This window comes from Paenibacillus borealis, from assembly GCF_000758665.1.
Classification (GTDB): Bacteria; Bacillota; Bacilli; order Paenibacillales; family Paenibacillaceae; genus Paenibacillus_AQ; species Paenibacillus_AQ borealis.
Genome location: NZ_CP009285.1, coordinates 7,804,897 through 7,819,908, shown reverse-complemented (window position 1 = coordinate 7,819,908; position 15,012 = coordinate 7,804,897). Strand labels below are relative to the sequence as shown.

13 protein-coding genes and 1 riboswitch are annotated in these 15,012 nt (G+C 55.5%); of the genes, 12 read left to right on the top strand and 1 reads right to left on the bottom strand.

Annotated elements, in window-relative coordinates:
- Positions 1–21: 21 nt before the first annotated feature.
- Positions 22–115, bottom strand: a riboswitch (cyclic di-GMP riboswitch).
- A 519-nt stretch (positions 116–634) separates the two neighbouring features.
- From biuH to atzF, 8 genes are all read left to right on the top strand, one after another.
- Entirely contained in the window at positions 635–1,318 is a 684-nt protein-coding gene (biuH, locus tag PBOR_RS33240; protein WP_042218301.1) for a biuret amidohydrolase, read from the top strand.
- A 68-nt stretch (positions 1,319–1,386) separates the two neighbouring features.
- The gene (locus PBOR_RS33235; RefSeq protein WP_042218300.1) at positions 1,387–2,400 is read left to right on the top strand and encodes an ABC transporter substrate-binding protein; all 1,014 of its coding nucleotides are present in this window, start codon (positions 1,387–1,389) and stop codon (positions 2,398–2,400) included.
- Positions 2,401–2,413: 13 nt separating this feature from the next.
- Positions 2,414–3,223, top strand: coding sequence for an ABC transporter ATP-binding protein (locus tag PBOR_RS33230; protein ID WP_052422151.1), 810 nt, complete (start codon positions 2,414–2,416; stop codon positions 3,221–3,223).
- Entirely contained in the window at positions 3,220–3,972 is a 753-nt protein-coding gene (locus tag PBOR_RS33225; RefSeq protein WP_042218299.1) for an ABC transporter permease, read from the top strand. The genes PBOR_RS33230 and PBOR_RS33225 overlap by 4 nt, the downstream gene beginning before the upstream one ends.
- On the top strand, positions 3,972–5,042 hold the full coding sequence (gene atzD / locus PBOR_RS33220; RefSeq protein WP_042218297.1) for a cyanuric acid amidohydrolase: 1,071 nt from the start codon (positions 3,972–3,974) through the stop codon (positions 5,040–5,042). Before PBOR_RS33225 ends, atzD begins: the two co-directional genes overlap by 1 nt.
- 53 nt (positions 5,043–5,095) lie before the next feature.
- On the top strand, positions 5,096–5,527 hold the full coding sequence (locus tag PBOR_RS33215; RefSeq protein WP_042218295.1) for a cupin domain-containing protein: 432 nt from the start codon (positions 5,096–5,098) through the stop codon (positions 5,525–5,527).
- A gap of 13 nt (positions 5,528–5,540) precedes the next feature.
- Complete coding sequence (locus PBOR_RS33210; RefSeq protein ID WP_245647974.1) at positions 5,541–7,187, top strand: PucR family transcriptional regulator; 1,647 nt, start codon at positions 5,541–5,543, stop codon at positions 7,185–7,187.
- 6 nt (positions 7,188–7,193) lie between these two features.
- Positions 7,194–8,966: an allophanate hydrolase gene (atzF, locus tag PBOR_RS33205; protein WP_042218292.1), complete on the top strand. Its 1,773-nt coding sequence runs from the start codon at positions 7,194–7,196 to the stop codon at positions 8,964–8,966.
- Between the two features lie 497 nt (positions 8,967–9,463).
- Here atzF and PBOR_RS33200 read toward each other — a convergent pair whose 3' ends face one another.
- Entirely contained in the window at positions 9,464–10,564 is a 1,101-nt protein-coding gene (locus PBOR_RS33200) for an FUSC family protein (protein ID WP_042218291.1), read from the bottom strand.
- Positions 10,565–10,858: 294 nt separating this feature from the next.
- Between PBOR_RS33200 and PBOR_RS33195 the strand changes: the two genes are divergently transcribed.
- The 4 genes from PBOR_RS33195 to PBOR_RS33180 are packed head-to-tail and all read left to right on the top strand — an operon-like array spanning position 10,859 to position 14,697.
- Positions 10,859–11,983, top strand: a complete 1,125-nt coding sequence (locus PBOR_RS33195; protein ID WP_174479840.1) for an ABC transporter ATP-binding protein — start codon at positions 10,859–10,861, stop codon at positions 11,981–11,983.
- The gene (locus tag PBOR_RS33190) at positions 11,973–12,779 is read left to right on the top strand and encodes an ABC transporter permease (RefSeq protein WP_042218289.1); all 807 of its coding nucleotides are present in this window, start codon (positions 11,973–11,975) and stop codon (positions 12,777–12,779) included. Before PBOR_RS33195 ends, PBOR_RS33190 begins: the two co-directional genes overlap by 11 nt.
- 20 nt (positions 12,780–12,799) lie before the next feature.
- Positions 12,800–13,627, top strand: coding sequence for an ABC transporter permease (locus PBOR_RS33185; RefSeq protein WP_042220208.1), 828 nt, complete (start codon positions 12,800–12,802; stop codon positions 13,625–13,627).
- Positions 13,624–14,697, top strand: a complete 1,074-nt coding sequence (locus tag PBOR_RS33180; RefSeq protein WP_042218288.1) for an ABC transporter substrate-binding protein — start codon at positions 13,624–13,626, stop codon at positions 14,695–14,697. The genes PBOR_RS33185 and PBOR_RS33180 overlap by 4 nt, the downstream gene beginning before the upstream one ends.
- Positions 14,698–15,012: the final 315 nt, after the last annotated feature.

Below are 15,012 nucleotides of genomic sequence, written 5' to 3'. Positions count from 1 at the left end.
CAGCTGGCTTACGTGGTCTCTATTGGCAGCCTGGCGACCATAAACGCGGATTCCCGGCGTCCTTAGGCCCATTGCTTTGCGTCCTACCCTTTCAGGAAGTTTGCCTTTAGAAATAGATCAATGATATACACTCAGCATGAGGCATTTTAAATCGACCGCAATCGACAAAAAAGGTCATAACTGGTTCCTGGGCTGCAGGAACTTCTGCAAACAAGCTTAATTCTAGTACTTAAGGAGCTATTTTTCAACTGTATTCTGCCAATCTATTAATAATCTTGAAATGTGCAGCTCTATCTTACCTGAAAAACTGGTTTCCCAGCGCTTACAGCTTATGGGAGGAGTCTGCTCTGCCGGAACAGCCGGATCTTTGATCTGGAGAACGGACTGCTGCTGAGGCTGCCTGTGTTGGGCGGCTTTTTTCAATAAATAAATGGAGTTAATTCGGGGTTTGTATGTAATGTTTATGTTATATATGTAGAAAAACACAAACAATTAGCATATTATTTCGTAATAAAAACGAAGACATTGCAAATTTGTTGTAATATAATCTAACAAACAGCAGGAAATAAGAAATTAGTGTTAATAAACATAACATTAAATACATGCATTGAATTCTGGAAGGGGAGCATGAACCATGCAGATTACAGCAGCACCTTACACCTGGCCCTATGACGGCGTCCTTGATCCGGCGAAGACGGCACTGATGATTATCGACATGCAGACGGATTTCTGCGGCAAAGGCGGTTACGTGGAGAGAATGGGCTACGACCTCTCATTAACAGCCAGAGCCATTCAGCCGATTGGGCGGCTGCTGGCACGCATCCGGGAAATTAACGGATTCACCGTTATCCATACCCGGGAAGGCCATAAGCCGGATCTGTCCGATCTGCCGGCGAATAAACGGTGGCGGAGCAGACAGATCGGCGCTGAGATCGGCTCGGAAGGACCGGCGGGACGGATTCTCGTACGGGGCGAGCGCGGCTGGCAGATCATTGATGAACTGGCACCTGTAGCGGGCGAGCACATTATCGACAAGCCGGGTAAAGGCAGCTTTTATGCTACGGACCTGGATTTGATACTGAAGAATAAAGGGATTACCCATCTGATTCTGACCGGAATCACGACGGATGTCTGTGTACACACGACGATGCGCGAAGCCAATGACCGCGGTTATGAATGCCTGATCCTGGAGGATTGCACGGGTGCTACGGATTATGCCAATCACCTGGCAGCGCTGAATATGGTCAAAATGCAGGGCGGTGTCTTTGGCAGTGTGAGTGATTCGCAAGCGGTGCTGAAGGCGCTTGAGCAATTCTAACTACTAGATCCTAATTACGAATTACGAATGACCAGTATTCCAAATCACATCATAACGGGGGAATCACCATGTGGAACAAGTCCAGAACCAAAGCGCTCATCCTGCTTACTTCACTAATGCTGCTCATTACAGCCTGCGGCAACAATTCGGATACCGGCAAGGCTGAGGGACAGGGGGCAGAAGGCTCCGGTGAGCTTAAGAAGGTTGTTCTGAGGCTGAAGTGGATTCATCAGGCGCAGTTTGCCGGGTTCTATACCGCAGTTGAAAAGGGCTTCTATAAGGAAGCGGGGCTGGATGTGGAGATTCGGCCGGGAGGCTCGGATTTTCCGGCGGTACAGATGGTCGCTTCGGGCAGTGAGGAGTTCGGGGTAACCGGTGCTGACCAGATCATCATCGCCAGAGAAAAAGGCGTACCGGTTAAGGCGTTATCTGCAATATACCGCAAAACCCCGTTTGTAATGTTCACGCTTAAAGAATCCGGTATCACCACAATGGAAGAGCTTGTCGGCCAAAAGGTGGGCATCAAGCTCGGCGGCAATGAAGAGCTGACCTTCCGTGCTATGGAAAAAAGCGCAGGCATCGAAACCTCGCAAATCGAAGAGATGCCGATCAAATATGATCTCAGCCCCCTGCTGACCGGCCAGGTCAAGGCATGGCCCGGATATGTAATTAATGAGGTGCTGGCTGTGCAGGAGCAGGGCGAGGAAGTCAATATTATCGACCCGAACGACTATGGCATTAATTTCTATGCCGACACCCTGTTTACCACGGAGTCTGTGATTGAGAAGGATCCGGAAATGGTCCAGAGTTTCGTACAGGCCTCCATGAAGGGCTGGGATTATGCGATGGAGCACCCTGAGGAAGCGGCGGAATTCGGCCTGAAATATGGAGAAAAGCTTGATCTTGCGCATGAAGTCAGCATGATGAAGGCCAGCATTCCGCTGCTTGAGCCGGAAAAGCTTCCGCTCGGCTCGATGGACGAAGCGGCGTGGGAGACGCTGCAGCAGAATCTTATCGATCTGGGCTTTGTGAAGAAGCAGCAGGACATCGGCTCATTGTTCACCAATGAGTACTTGAAATAAGGAGGGAACCGGTATGACAACAGCGATGAAAGAACAGATGGATTCCGCCCCTGTGAAGAATCCCGGTACCCGGGACACGATGCTCTCCTTGCGCAATTGCTCGCTTTCCTTCGGCAATGTGCCTGTGCTTGATAATGTCAGTCTTGACGTATACCGCAATGAATTCATCTCCATTCTCGGACCGAGCGGCTGCGGGAAATCAACAACACTGCGGCTGATGCTGCGGCTGCTAAGCCCGGAAGGAGGCGGGGAAGTTGCATATTCCTCCCCGGACCTGTCGCTGGGCATGGTCTTTCAAAAGCCTGTCCTGATGCCATGGCTCAGTGCCCTGCAGAATGTCATGCTGCCCCTTGAGCTGGGCCCGAAGAAGAAATTCAGCAAGAAGGAAGCACGTGAAAAGGCGGAAAGCGCCCTGCGGCTGGTCGGCCTGCAGGATTTCCAGAACCACTTCCCGCATCAGCTCAGCGGCGGAATGCAGCAGCGGGCGGCGATTGCCAGAGCCCTGGCCGCCGATCCGACCGTGCTGCTGATGGATGAGCCGTTCGGTGCGCTGGATGAACTGACCCGCGAGAAGCTGAACTTTGAGCTGCTGCGCCTGTGGGAGAGTCCAGAGACAAGTCTCAGCAGCATTGTCATGGTTACTCATTCGATTCAGGAATCTGTGCTCCTGTCGGACCGGGTGGTGATGATGTCACCCCGGCCGGCCGGGGTGACCGATATTATTCCGGTACCGCTGCCTTCACCGCGTCAAGCGGGAATGGAAGAGCTGCCGGAATTCCACCGGACCGTCAAGGAATTGAGAAAGCGGGTGAAGCATCTATGACAGCCAAACTTAAGGACAGCCTGTACCCGGTCACCTTTGCGCTCGGCTTCCTGATCCTGTGGGAGCTGGCCGTACGGCTCCTGTCGGTTCCCATGTATTTGCTGCCTTCCCCAACCCAGGTGGTCTCGGCCATCGACGGTGCGCTGTGGTCCCATACGCTGGTTACCCTGGGCGAATCCCTGACCGGGTTCATGCTCGCTAACATACTGGGCCTGATTACTGCCGTTATTTTTGTTCATTCCAAGCCGATTGAGAAGGGGATGTTCCCGCTCGCCATTGCCCTGAAGACTACACCGCTGGTTGCGCTGGCGCCGCTGCTTGTCGTGTGGCTGGGGACCGGATATACCTCGAAGGTCATCGCTTCGATGCTGATCTGCTTTTTCCCGATACTGGTGAACAGTGTCAAAGGTCTTAAGGCGATTGAATACGAGGCCTGGGAGCTGTTCTCCACCTATAAAGGAACCAAAAGCGAAATCTTCTGGAAGCTGCGGCTGCCAACCAGTCTGCCTTATATCTTCTCCGCACTGAAAATCTCGACCTCGCTTGCCATCGTCGGAGCGATTGTCGGCGAATTTGTCGGGGCCAATAAGGGGCTGGGTTATGTGGTGCTCGTCTCCTCCTATCATATGGACACCCCGGTGATGTTCTCGGCCATTATTGCTTCGGCGCTGTGCGGCCTGCTGCTGTTCTGGTGTATCGGGCTGCTGGAGAAGAAGGTTATTTTCTGGACAAGGAGTGATGATCTGTGATGAAATGCTCGGTGATCAGAATCCCTGCAGGTGCACCGAATGACATGTCCGGCTTGCAGGCGGCGATAGAAGAGGGGCTGTTCCGGCCCGAAGAGGTTGCAGCTGTACTGGGAAAGACCGAGGGAAACGGCTGTGTCAATGATTTCACGCGGGGCTATGCCGTTATGGCGCTGAAGGCATTCTTCGCCGGGGTGTCCCAGGAACAGCGGCCTGCAGAAATATCCTATGTAATGTCCGGAGGGACGGAAGGTGTGCTCAGCCCGCATTTCACGGTAATTAGCCGCAGCGGCCAGGCAGAGACGGGCGTAAATGCTGACGGTCTAAAGTCACTTGCGGTCGGTACTGCCAGAACACGGATCTTCCGGCCGGAGGAGCTGGGCCGGCTCAGCCAGGTGGACGCTGTGGCGGATGCCGTGGCCCGGGCGGTCCTGGATGCCGGAATTACCTCGGAAGCGGATGTGCATTTTGTGCAGATTAAATGCCCGCTGCTCACTGCAGAGCAGATGTATGACGCACACAGCCGTCAGGTATCGCTCGTTACAGAGGATACCTATAAATCCATGGGATATTCCAGGGGTGCCTCCGCACTGGGGGCTGCTGCCGCGCTCGGTGAAGTGGAGCGTTCAGCCTTAACGGAAGCAGATATATGCGTGAACTGGGATAAATTCAGCGCTGTGGCGTCTACTTCAGCCGGAAGTGAGCTTGCCTACTGCGAAGTGATTGTGTTCGGCAATTCGCTGTCTGCGGAAGGCCCGTATCACATCGACCATGCAGTCATGAAGGATGCTATTGACGGCGCAGCGCTGCAGGGCCTGCTGGACCGGTATCCCGGTGAGGAGCTGGTGCAGGTGCTGGCCAAAGCTGAGGCTGATCCGGACGGGGTCATCCGCGGACGGCGCCATATCATGCTGGATGATTCGGATATCAATCATACCCGGCATGCGCGGGCCGTGGTCGGCGGTGTACTGGCCTATGTCGGCGGCGATCCGATGATCTACGTATCCGGCGGAGGCGAGCACCAGGGGCCAAAAGGCGGAGGGCCGGTAGCGGCTGTATTCCGCCGCAGATAGCGGGCTTTCTATCAACCTATACCTATAACTTATACATCATGGAGGAATGGATTATGCATACACAGGAAACGGAAGTGCTGACAGCGGCGGACATGACATGGGAGTTGATGCCGAATCATATTGAGCTCTATCACCGGGAGATAGTCTCGGCAGAGCAGGCGGACCGTCTGGGCATCCGGATGAGCTCGATTCTGTGGGAGAAGCTGGGCGTCGGCGGCCAGGTATTACCGCACCATCATGATGTGGTGGAGATTATTCATATCACTGTGGGGGAGGTCAAGCTGCTGTGCGGGGGTGAATGGTACAGCTACCGGGCCGGGGATACCTTCCATGTACCTGCGGGTGTAGTCCACTCCGTTGCGAATGCGGGTGATTCGCCGTCTGAGCAGATCAGTATTTTTGTACCGGCCGAGGCGAATGTACCTGTGAACCATTTTTTTGGCACCACTCTGATCGAGGATGTGTATTCTTCCAAGCTAAAGTAAAGGCGGCGGAGCTATGGGCAGCAATGTAATCACCGGATTGAACTGCAGCGATATTCTGCTGATTCCCGATCTGAAGGAAGCGGTGGTCCTGGCGGGAGCCGGAGGCCTTGGGCGTTATATCAACCGTGTCAATGTGATGGAGGTTCCCGATGTGATTGACTGGGTCCGTCCGGGAGAATTTCTGATTACCAGCGGATTCCCCTTTCACGGCCAGCCGGAGCTCATCACCGAGATTATTCCCCAGCTGAACCAGAAGGGCGTATCCGCGCTTGGGATCAAGACAAAGCGTTATATCGACGAAATTCCGGCACGGGCGCTGGAGCTGGCGGATCAGCTTGATTTCCCGATCTTCGAGCTGCCGGCGGCTATCTCCTTCTCCGACGTTGTACGTGACATTATGGAACGGGTGCTTGTGCAGGAGGCCAGGGAGCTCTCCCAGCTGCAGAGCCGCTTCCAGAAGCTGTCCAAGCAGCTTCTGCATGGCGACGGCATCGAGGATTTCCTGCTGACGCTGGATGGTATGCTGCATAATCCGGTTGTGCTGCTGGATGATACCGATCAGGTCCTCTGTTCCCCGCAGGCAGAGGCGCTGGAGCTGGCAGAGCAGCTTCCGTTATGGATGCAGCTGCGCCAGGAGGGCAGTCTCGGGATTACCTTCCTGACGGTGGGAGAGCGGCGGATCCGCGCCTATGTATCGTCCGTCCATGACAAGGGAGTGGATCAATGCCTGCTGGTGCTGCTGGAGTGGAACCGCGAGCTGGCGGTTGTAGATCAGTTAACCATTGACCGGGTGGGGGTACTGGTCGGGCTGGAGATGATCAATGCCGGTGCCCGCCGGGAGGTTGAACTGAAGTATGTGGACCAGTTCCTGCAGGACTGGATCAGCGGGCGGATTGCCGCAGCCGAGGATTTGAAGCTGCGGGCCGAGGCCTGCGGCTGCCCGCTTCCTGAGCGCCCGCTGCGCGCCGTAACCGTCGGCTGGCTGGAGGAGAAGCCGGAGCTTAAGCAGCTGCAGCAGGCGGTGAAGCGTGTGCGGGCCCGGGGGGATCTTCAGCATGTGAAGCTTACGATCCTTGAAGGAGAATTGGTTCTGACGGTTCCGGAGCAACCGGATATTCCATTGGAGGAAACCCTGGGACGACTGCTGGCTGAGATGAACCGGGTGTTTGCCAAGCAGAGCTGCGCCTTCTGCATCGGAGATCTTGCGGAAGGTCCCGACCAGGTGCGCTTCAGCTATGAGTCCGCCCGCAAAATCGCCCGTATCCGCGAGGTCAGCGGTTACAGCGGGGCTTATGTGGATTACCGGAAGCTGGGTGTCTTCCGGCTGCTGTACCATTTGCCGGAGCTTGCGGAGATCAGCGGGTACAGGGACCAGTACATCGTTCCGCTGCTGGAGTATGACAGCAAGCATGGCGTGTCCCTCGTGCAGACGCTCCAGCTGTATTTCAAGTGCAACCGCAACATCAAACGGACCTCAGCCGAGCTGTTCACCCATTATAATACGGTCACTTACCGGATAGAACGGGCCTGTGAGCTGCTGGGACTCAGCCAGAATGACGGTGACGATATGCTGGAGCTGCAGCTTGCGCTTAAGCTGCACGAGATGAGCAGCGGCCGCAGGATGCGTACGGATTCGCAGGATTCGCAGAGAAGGAGATGAAGCATCATGACGGCAACAACTGAATTTCCCGCCAGGCTGACCGCAGGCTGGCTGCGCGGGCAATATTTGAGCGGTGCGCTGGACCCGGAGGAGGTGGTCCGGGAGATCATCCGCCGCGCTGCACGCGACAAGGGAATGAACATCTGGATTAAGCCGCCCGCCGAGGCGCATATCCTTCCCTTTCTTGAGAGGCTCAGAGGGATGGACCCGCAGAGCCATCCGCTGTGGGGAATCCCGTTCGCGGTGAAGGATAACATCGATGTGAAGGGGCTGCCTACAACGGCGGCTTGTCCTGAATTCGCCTATCAGCCGGATCACGATGCGGCGGTAGTCGCGAGGCTGGTCGCTGCGGGTGCGATCCCTGTCGGCAAAAGCAACCTGGACCAGTTCGCCACCGGTCTCGTCGGTGTGCGCAGCCCTTATGGCGAGACGCATAACGCCCTGCGCCCGGAATACATCAGCGGCGGCTCCAGCGCCGGATCAGCCGTGGCCGTCGCCCGCGGCCAGGCCGTGTTCAGCCTGGGCACCGATACCGCCGGCTCGGGCCGCGTGCCTGCCGCGCTGAACGGGCTGGTCGGCTATAAGCCCAGCCTGGGCGCCTGGCCGGTGCGCGGGGTAGTGCCCGCTTGTGCCAGCCTGGACTGCGTCACCGTGTTCGCGCACAATCTGGAGGATGCCCTCGCGGTGGACCGCGCCGCGCGCGGCTTCGATGAAGCTGACCCCTGGTCGCGTTCCGTGAAGCTGGGGCCCGCCGCTCTTCCGGCGAAGCTGCTGCTTCCGGAAGCCCCGCCAGAGTTCTATGGCCCCCATGCCGGAGAATACCGGGAGGCCTGGGGGCGGGCCGAAGCAGCCGTGCAGGCATTGGGGCTGCCGGTTGAACGGGTGGACTGTACGCTGTTCTCCAAAGCGGCAGCTATCTTGTACGAGGGTCCCTGGGTAGCCGAGCGCTGGGCCGGTCTGGGTGAGTTCGTGGAGAATCACCGTGAAGCTGTGCTGCCGGTTACGGAGTCCATCTTGTCTTCCGGGGCGGCCGGGCGCCATACGGCCGCGAGCCTGTTCCAGGCCATGCACTTGCTGCAGCGTTATAAGCGGGAAGCGGAGCTGCTGCTGAAGGATGCCGTGCTGGTGCTCCCGACCTGCGGCGGAACCTGGACCCGGGAGCAGGTTGCTGGTAATCCGGTAGGGGCCAACTCCGATATGGGGCGCTATACCAACCACTGCAACCTGCTTGATCTGTCAGCCGTGGCGGTTCCTGCCGGGGATGCGGCGGAGGGCCTGCCGTTCGGCATCACGATGTTCGCGCTGGCGGACAGCGAGCATCTGCTGGCCGGAGCGGGCGCAGAGCTTCTTGGAGAGAGCGGTCCGCCGGAAGGTGCTGCTGACGAGGCGGCATCTCCCGGTATGATGACACTGGCTGTCTGCGGTCTTCATATGCGCGGCTTCCCGCTGGAGAAGCAGATGCTGGAGCATGGCGCCCGGTTCTGGCAGGAGGCGCGGACGGCCCCGTGCTATGAGCTGGTCAAGCTCCAGACGGTGCCGCCGAAGCCCGGCTTGCTCAGACAAGCGGCAGGCGGAGGCTCTGTCGAGCTGGAGCTGTGGCGGATGCCGGCGGCATCGCTGGGCGCATTCGCGTCGCTCATACCCGCTCCGCTGGGCCTGGGGCGGGTGGTGCTCGAAGACGGCCGGGAAGTGACCGGCTTCATCTGCGAAGGCTATGCCGCCGCCGGAGCCGAGAACATTACGGCGTACGGGGGCTGGAGATATCTTCCTGTGAATTGAAAGATGGTTCCTGTTGGAGCGCGCGAACGCCCCGCAAGCAGAAGTATTGCTTGCGGGGCGATTTGATATGCCTGATAAGCGGTGTAGATTCCAGGCTGCTCATGGGGGTTTTTGGATATTCCGGAAGAAGGCAAGCTATAATAATTACGCAGTGCCCCGATTGCGGTGCATGCGGTATGCGGTAAGCGGTATGCTTAATTGCACTTTGTACAACTAAATCCTCTGAATTACGACTGATCCTCCATTTAGTTGTATTTCGTACAACTAAACTGCTCTATATAGATTGGGTTTCACTCATTAGGGCAAATTTAGTTGTACAGAATACAGTTATTAGAGGAAAGCCATCCTTTTTGCTGTTTTTAATTGTACAGAATAGAACTATCACTGAACGTTCACTTAGAACTGAACTTCACATAATTGATGAATTGTTGAATGGATCACTTCTTTAGTTCTGATGTTGTACTAGCCCCCACCCAAAAAAAAGGACGCTCCCCAGCTTATAGCTTGTGGGAGAGTCCTTTTTGTATGAAGCGTATAGCGCGCGCCGGTGTAGCCTTGGCCGGCTGAGCTGCGGCGGAGATTGCCGCATAATCGGCACGTTCGATCTCTTCAAGAATCCGGTTCAGATGCGAGAACACCGCGCCAAGATCACGGAATGCGGCGAGCGGGCATTGGCCCTGCAGCTCAGAGAACCAGGCCAGCTGCACATCACGGGCGCGGCGCAGGCTCTCGGGGAGCGAACGTCCGCATTCCGCATCCGACAGCGTCCGGGTGCCGTATAAGGCAATGCAGTCTGCCGTTGCCGTTACCACCTCTGTCATCCAGTCGGCTGCGGCATAATGGGCGGGCAGCAGAGAGATCTCCTCGGCAATGCCTTTGACGTAGGAATGCACCCTGCTAAGATGGGAGGTTGCCTGTGACAGCGTACCGAGCTCTTTGCGGCACTGGTAATGGGAGAGCGTGAAGTGCAGCTCCTTCTGCAGCTGCGTACTCTTGCCCAGCAGTTCACCGGAAAGCTTAAGTGCGGTCAGCGCCTGTGCGGCATCCCGTCCCCCGGAAGTTAGACCGGTTAAGGCATCAGACAGTGTCAGGCTGCCCTTCAGTGCCAAGTCCTTGACCTTGACGAAGCTCTTGGGCGGAACGATAATCATATTTATGATTAAGGCAATCAGCACGCCGATCAGGGTCTCGGCGACTCTCCAGACGATGTACCCATCATGATAGAAGGTGAGCGCCAGAACGGAAGTGACGCCAACCTGTGAAACGGCCTGGATATTAATCCGGCAGGCGGTGGCTACGCCTATGCCGAGCAGCAGCATCAGCAGGATCGAGAGCGCACCAACATCGAAGAAGCGGCCCACGACCAGGCTGGCGATTCCGCCTAGCACAATACCGAGCAGCCGGTATGCCCCTTTTTCAAGGGAGGCTTTGACACTGCTCTGGGTGATAAGAATCGCCGCAAGCGGCGCAAAGTACAGATAACGGTCGCCATACAGGCTGTGTACCGCGAGCCAGGATAGTGATGCAGCAAGGGTAACACGTATCATATAAAGGGATAATCCGAACTTCTCAAGGCGGTCTTGTAACCCCTCGTTCATGGTAGTCATCTTCTTTCGCAAATGTAAGAAAAATTTTATGTTTTTCAGCCGTTTTCATTATAGCACCTCAAAACAGGCCCCGCCGGGTCCATTTTTTACGAACTTGTTAAGTTTATGTGCTGGATTTAACATTGTAAGCTATCGCATATATCGAATGATTCCTTTATGCTATATATATTGAAGTCTGTCGAACCAGGGGAGGAATTGTCGCTTATCCGCGCTGGGCATGCTGCTTATGGATTGTCTCCCGCAAGAAGCGGGTAAAATAGGTTGTACTACATAAGGTAAGGGAGGTTGTTAGCTATAGCTACCCCGGAAGGCACTATTATTTCATTTGATCAGGTTATCAAGCAATATGACGACGAAGAGGCTGTACTCAAAGGCGTGAGCTTCGAAATTGAACGCGGTAAATTCTATACTCTGCTGGGCCCCTCGGGCTGCGGGAAAACGACCATTCTGCGACTCATCGCCGGCTTCGCCGAGCCGACTGAAGGTTCCATTTATCTGAACGGTAAAATCATCAACCACATTCCCGCCAACGAACGGCAGGTTAATACGGTATTCCAGGACTATGCGCTGTTTCCGCACCTGAACGTATTTGAGAATGTGGCTTTCGGACTGCGGATTAAGAAGCTTAAGAAGGATGTCATTAATCAAAAGGTGCAGGAGGCGCTGCGCTTCGTCAATCTGGTCGGCTATGACCAGCGGGCCATTAATGAAATGTCCGGGGGGCAAAGACAGCGGGTCGCGATTGCGCGCGCGATTGTCAACGAGCCGCAGGTTCTGCTGCTGGACGAGCCGTTATCGGCACTGGACCTTAAGCTGCGCACGGAGATGCAGTATATTCTGCGAGAGATGCAGCAGCGGCTGGGCATCACCTTCATTTTCGTTACCCATGACCAGGAAGAGGCGCTGGCGATGTCAGACTGGATCTTCGTCATGAACGGCGGAAAGATTGAGCAGAGCGGTACGCCTAACGATATCTACGATGAGCCGATCAACCGGTTCGTGGCGGATTTCATCGGCGAGTCGAACATCGTGCCGGGCGTAATGATTGAGGACTATGTGGTTGAATTTAACGGCCATCGCTTCGAGTGTGTCGATGCCGGTCTGAAACCGAATGAATCGGTGGAAATTGTGATCCGCCCTGAGGATCTGGAGATTGCCACCGTAGAAGCGGGCAAACTGAAGGTGCGCGTGGATTCCCAGCTGTTCCGCGGTGTGCATTATGAGATCAGCTGTTATGACGGTTCCGGCCACGAATGGCTGGTCCATTCCACCCGCAAGGCGGAGGTAGGCAGCGAAATCGGGCTGTATTTTGATCCGGAGGCGATCCATGTTATGCGCTTCGGTGAAACGGAGGAAGAGTTCGACAAACGTCTGGAGGCTTACGGCGAGGTGGAGAGCCATGAAGAGTAAGGGCAAGTCGTATTATCTCATCCCGTATTACCTGTGGATCGCGCTGTTTGTCATCGCACCGGTGCTGCTGGTTATCTATTATTCCCTGTTCGATCTGGACGGAAAGCTGACGCTGGATAACTACGTCAATTTCTTCACACCGGTATATATGAGAATGATGATGAATTCCTTCTGGTATGCTTTCCTGATCACGCTGTTCTCACTCTTGGTGGCGTACCCGGCAGCCTATCTGCTGACGCGTACGAAGCATAAGCAGCTGTGGCTGCTGCTGATTATTCTGCCGACATGGATCAATCTGCTGCTGAAGACATATGCCTTCATCGGTATCTTCGGCACCTTCGGCCCGGTCAACAATTTCTTTGATCTGGTGGGGCTCGGGGAGCAGCAGATCCTATTCACAGGCTTCAGCTTTGTGTTTGTATCTGTCTATATTTTCATTCCATTCATGATACTGCCGATCTTCAGTGCACTGGATGAGATGAATCTGTCGCTGGTGGATGCCGCGCGTGATTTGGGCGCCTCCGGCTGGACGACATTCCGGCGGGTTGTATTTCCGCTCACGATCTCCGGGGTCCGCTCTGGCTGCATGGCGGTATTCATTCCCGCGCTGTCGCTGTTTATGATTACGCGTCTGATTGCCGGCAACCGGGTGATTACACTCGGCACCGCCATTGAGCAGCATTTCCTGGTCACACAGGATTGGGGCATGGGCTCCACGGTAGCGGTATTCCTGATCGCCATTATGGCGCTGTTCATGATTCTTACGGGCAGCTCGCGGAAAGGAGGACGCGCGTGAAGAGCAAGAATAGAAACAAAATTAAAAATAAAAACGGGATCGCAAATATATATCTGGTGCTGGTCTTCCTGGTTCTGTACGCGCCGATTTTCTATCTGATGTACTACTCGTTCAACAGCGGCGGCACCATGCATGAATTCGAGGGCTTCACGCTGGATTATTACCGCGAAGTCGTGGCCGATACCCGGCTGATGATTATTATGATTAACACACTGGTCATTGCGTTGCTGTCCTCGGCGATTGCAACGCTGATTGCGATCATCGGGGCACTGGCGATTCAGCATGTCCGCAGCCGCCGGGCCAAGAATACGCTGCTCTCGCTGAATAATGTGCTGATTGTCAGCCCGGATGTAATTATCGGAGCCTCATTCCTGATCCTGTTCACGATTGTCGGGATCAAGCTGGGCTTCACCTCCGTTCTGCTCTCGCATGTGGCATTCAGCATTCCGATTGCCGTTATCATGATCCTGCCGCATCTGCAGGAGATGAGTCCGACACTGACCGACGCCGCCCGTGACCTTGGGGCTACCCGCCGCGATGTGCTGACGAAGGTGATTCTGCCGATCATCAAGCCGGGGATCTTCAGCGGATTCTTCATGGCCCTGACCTATTCCCTGGATGATTTCGCAGTAACCTTCTTCGTAACAGGTAACGGATATTCCACACTGTCCGTTGAGATCTATTCCCGGGCGCGCCAAGGGGTCTCATTGTCGATTAACGCACTGTCGACACTGATCTTCCTCTTCACGATCCTGCTGGTAATAGGCTACTACTACCTTAACCAGCGGAAGAGCCGCCCGGCTATGCATATTGCAGAACAGGTAGCAGAAGCGGGGGTGCCTAGATGAAACAGCTGGTAAATACGTTTCTGGCGATTCTGATCGTCGCATTCGGGCTGATGTTCCTGGCCTCCCGGCTGAACTCGGCCGAAGGCTATTCCGGCGGCAATACGCTGACGATCTATAACTGGGGCGATTACATCGATCCCGAGCTGCTGGAGCAGTTCCAGGAGGAGACCGGCATTACGGTGATCTACCAGACCTTTGACTCCAATGAGGCGATGCTGACCAAGGTTGAGCAGGGCGGTACGGTCTTCGATGTCGTGGTCCCTTCCGACTATGCGATTGCCAAAATGCGCGAAGAAAACCTGCTGCTGCCGCTGGATCACAGCAAGCTTCCGAATCTGGCCAATATCGGTTCCAAATTCATGGACCTGTCCTTTGATCCCGGCAACCTGTATTCGGTGCCTTATTTCTGGGGGACGGTAGGTATCATCTACAACCCCGAGATGACGGAGGGCATCGATTTCAGCAGTTGGAATTCGTTGTGGGATAAGCGGCTGGACAATAATATCTTCCTGGTCGATGGAGCACGCGAGGTTATGGGCATGGCGCTGAACAGTCTGCACTATTCCGTCAATGACAGGAATGAAGAGCATCTGCAGGAAGCGCTGGCCAAGCTGAACCGGCTGTCGCCGAATGTGAAGGCGATCGTCGGCGACGAGATCAAGATGCTGCTGGCGAACGAAGAGGCAGCTGTCGGAATCGTCTGGTCCGGTGACGCTTCGGAGATTATGGATGAGAACGACAAGCTGGATTACGTTGTGCCGGAGGAAGGCTCGAACATATGGTTCGACAACATGGTCATTCCTCGCGGAGCAGCCAATATCGAAGGCGCCCATGAGTTCATTAACTTCATGCTCCGCCCGGATGTGGCGGCGCAGAATACGGAATACGTCGGCTACTCTACGCCGAACGTTCCTGCCCTGGATCTGCTGCCGGAGGACATCTCCGGCGACGAGCGCTTCTACCCGCCCGCCGAGATCACAGACCGGCTGGAGGTCTACGACAACCTCGGCAAGCGGATGCTTGCCCATTATAACGAGCTGTTCCTGAAGTTTAAGATGAATAAGAAGTAGGTTGTTGGTCATTGAGTGCCCGCATGCGGAGGTTTCGCATGCGGGTGTTTTTTTGCTGGGGGGGGGTAGGGGGAGCTTCTGCGGAGCGGGATGGCTGGAAGGGGAGGGGAGTAAGGTGAGGCTGGAAAGCTAGGACCTGAAGGAGGGCGGGAAGGACGAAGCAGGAAGGATAAGGACGGAAAGAGGGCGGGAAGTAAGCTGGAGGGATAGGGCCGGAGGGGGGCTAGAAGAGCGAAGCCGGAGGCTAGGGCCTGAGCACAGGTGGGGGACATGACTTGTTGAAGAATCGTATGGCCCTCACCCGCTACTGAAGCT

Bases quoted from the DNA above. Each gene is read 5' to 3' on its own strand.
- PBOR_RS33190 (WP_042218289.1), top strand. From the start codon at position 11,973: ATGAAGAGTAAGGGCAAGTCGTATTATCTCATCCCGTATTACCTGTGG.
- PBOR_RS33215 (WP_042218295.1), top strand. From the start codon at position 5,096: ATGCATACACAGGAAACGGAAGTGCTGACAGCGGCGGACATGACATGG.
- PBOR_RS33225 (WP_042218299.1), top strand. From the start codon at position 3,220: ATGACAGCCAAACTTAAGGACAGCCTGTACCCGGTCACCTTTGCGCTC.
- PBOR_RS33180 (WP_042218288.1), top strand. From the start codon at position 13,624: ATGAAACAGCTGGTAAATACGTTTCTGGCGATTCTGATCGTCGCATTC.
- atzF (WP_042218292.1), top strand. From the start codon at position 7,194: ATGACGGCAACAACTGAATTTCCCGCCAGGCTGACCGCAGGCTGGCTG.
- PBOR_RS33200 (WP_042218291.1), bottom strand. From the start codon at position 10,564: ATGAACGAGGGGTTACAAGACCGCCTTGAGAAGTTCGGATTATCCCTT.
- PBOR_RS33235 (WP_042218300.1), top strand. From the start codon at position 1,387: ATGTGGAACAAGTCCAGAACCAAAGCGCTCATCCTGCTTACTTCACTA.
- PBOR_RS33230 (WP_052422151.1), top strand. From the start codon at position 2,414: ATGACAACAGCGATGAAAGAACAGATGGATTCCGCCCCTGTGAAGAAT.
- atzD (WP_042218297.1), top strand. From the start codon at position 3,972: ATGAAATGCTCGGTGATCAGAATCCCTGCAGGTGCACCGAATGACATG.
- biuH (WP_042218301.1), top strand. From the start codon at position 635: ATGCAGATTACAGCAGCACCTTACACCTGGCCCTATGACGGCGTCCTT.
- PBOR_RS33210 (WP_245647974.1), top strand. From the start codon at position 5,541: ATGGGCAGCAATGTAATCACCGGATTGAACTGCAGCGATATTCTGCTG.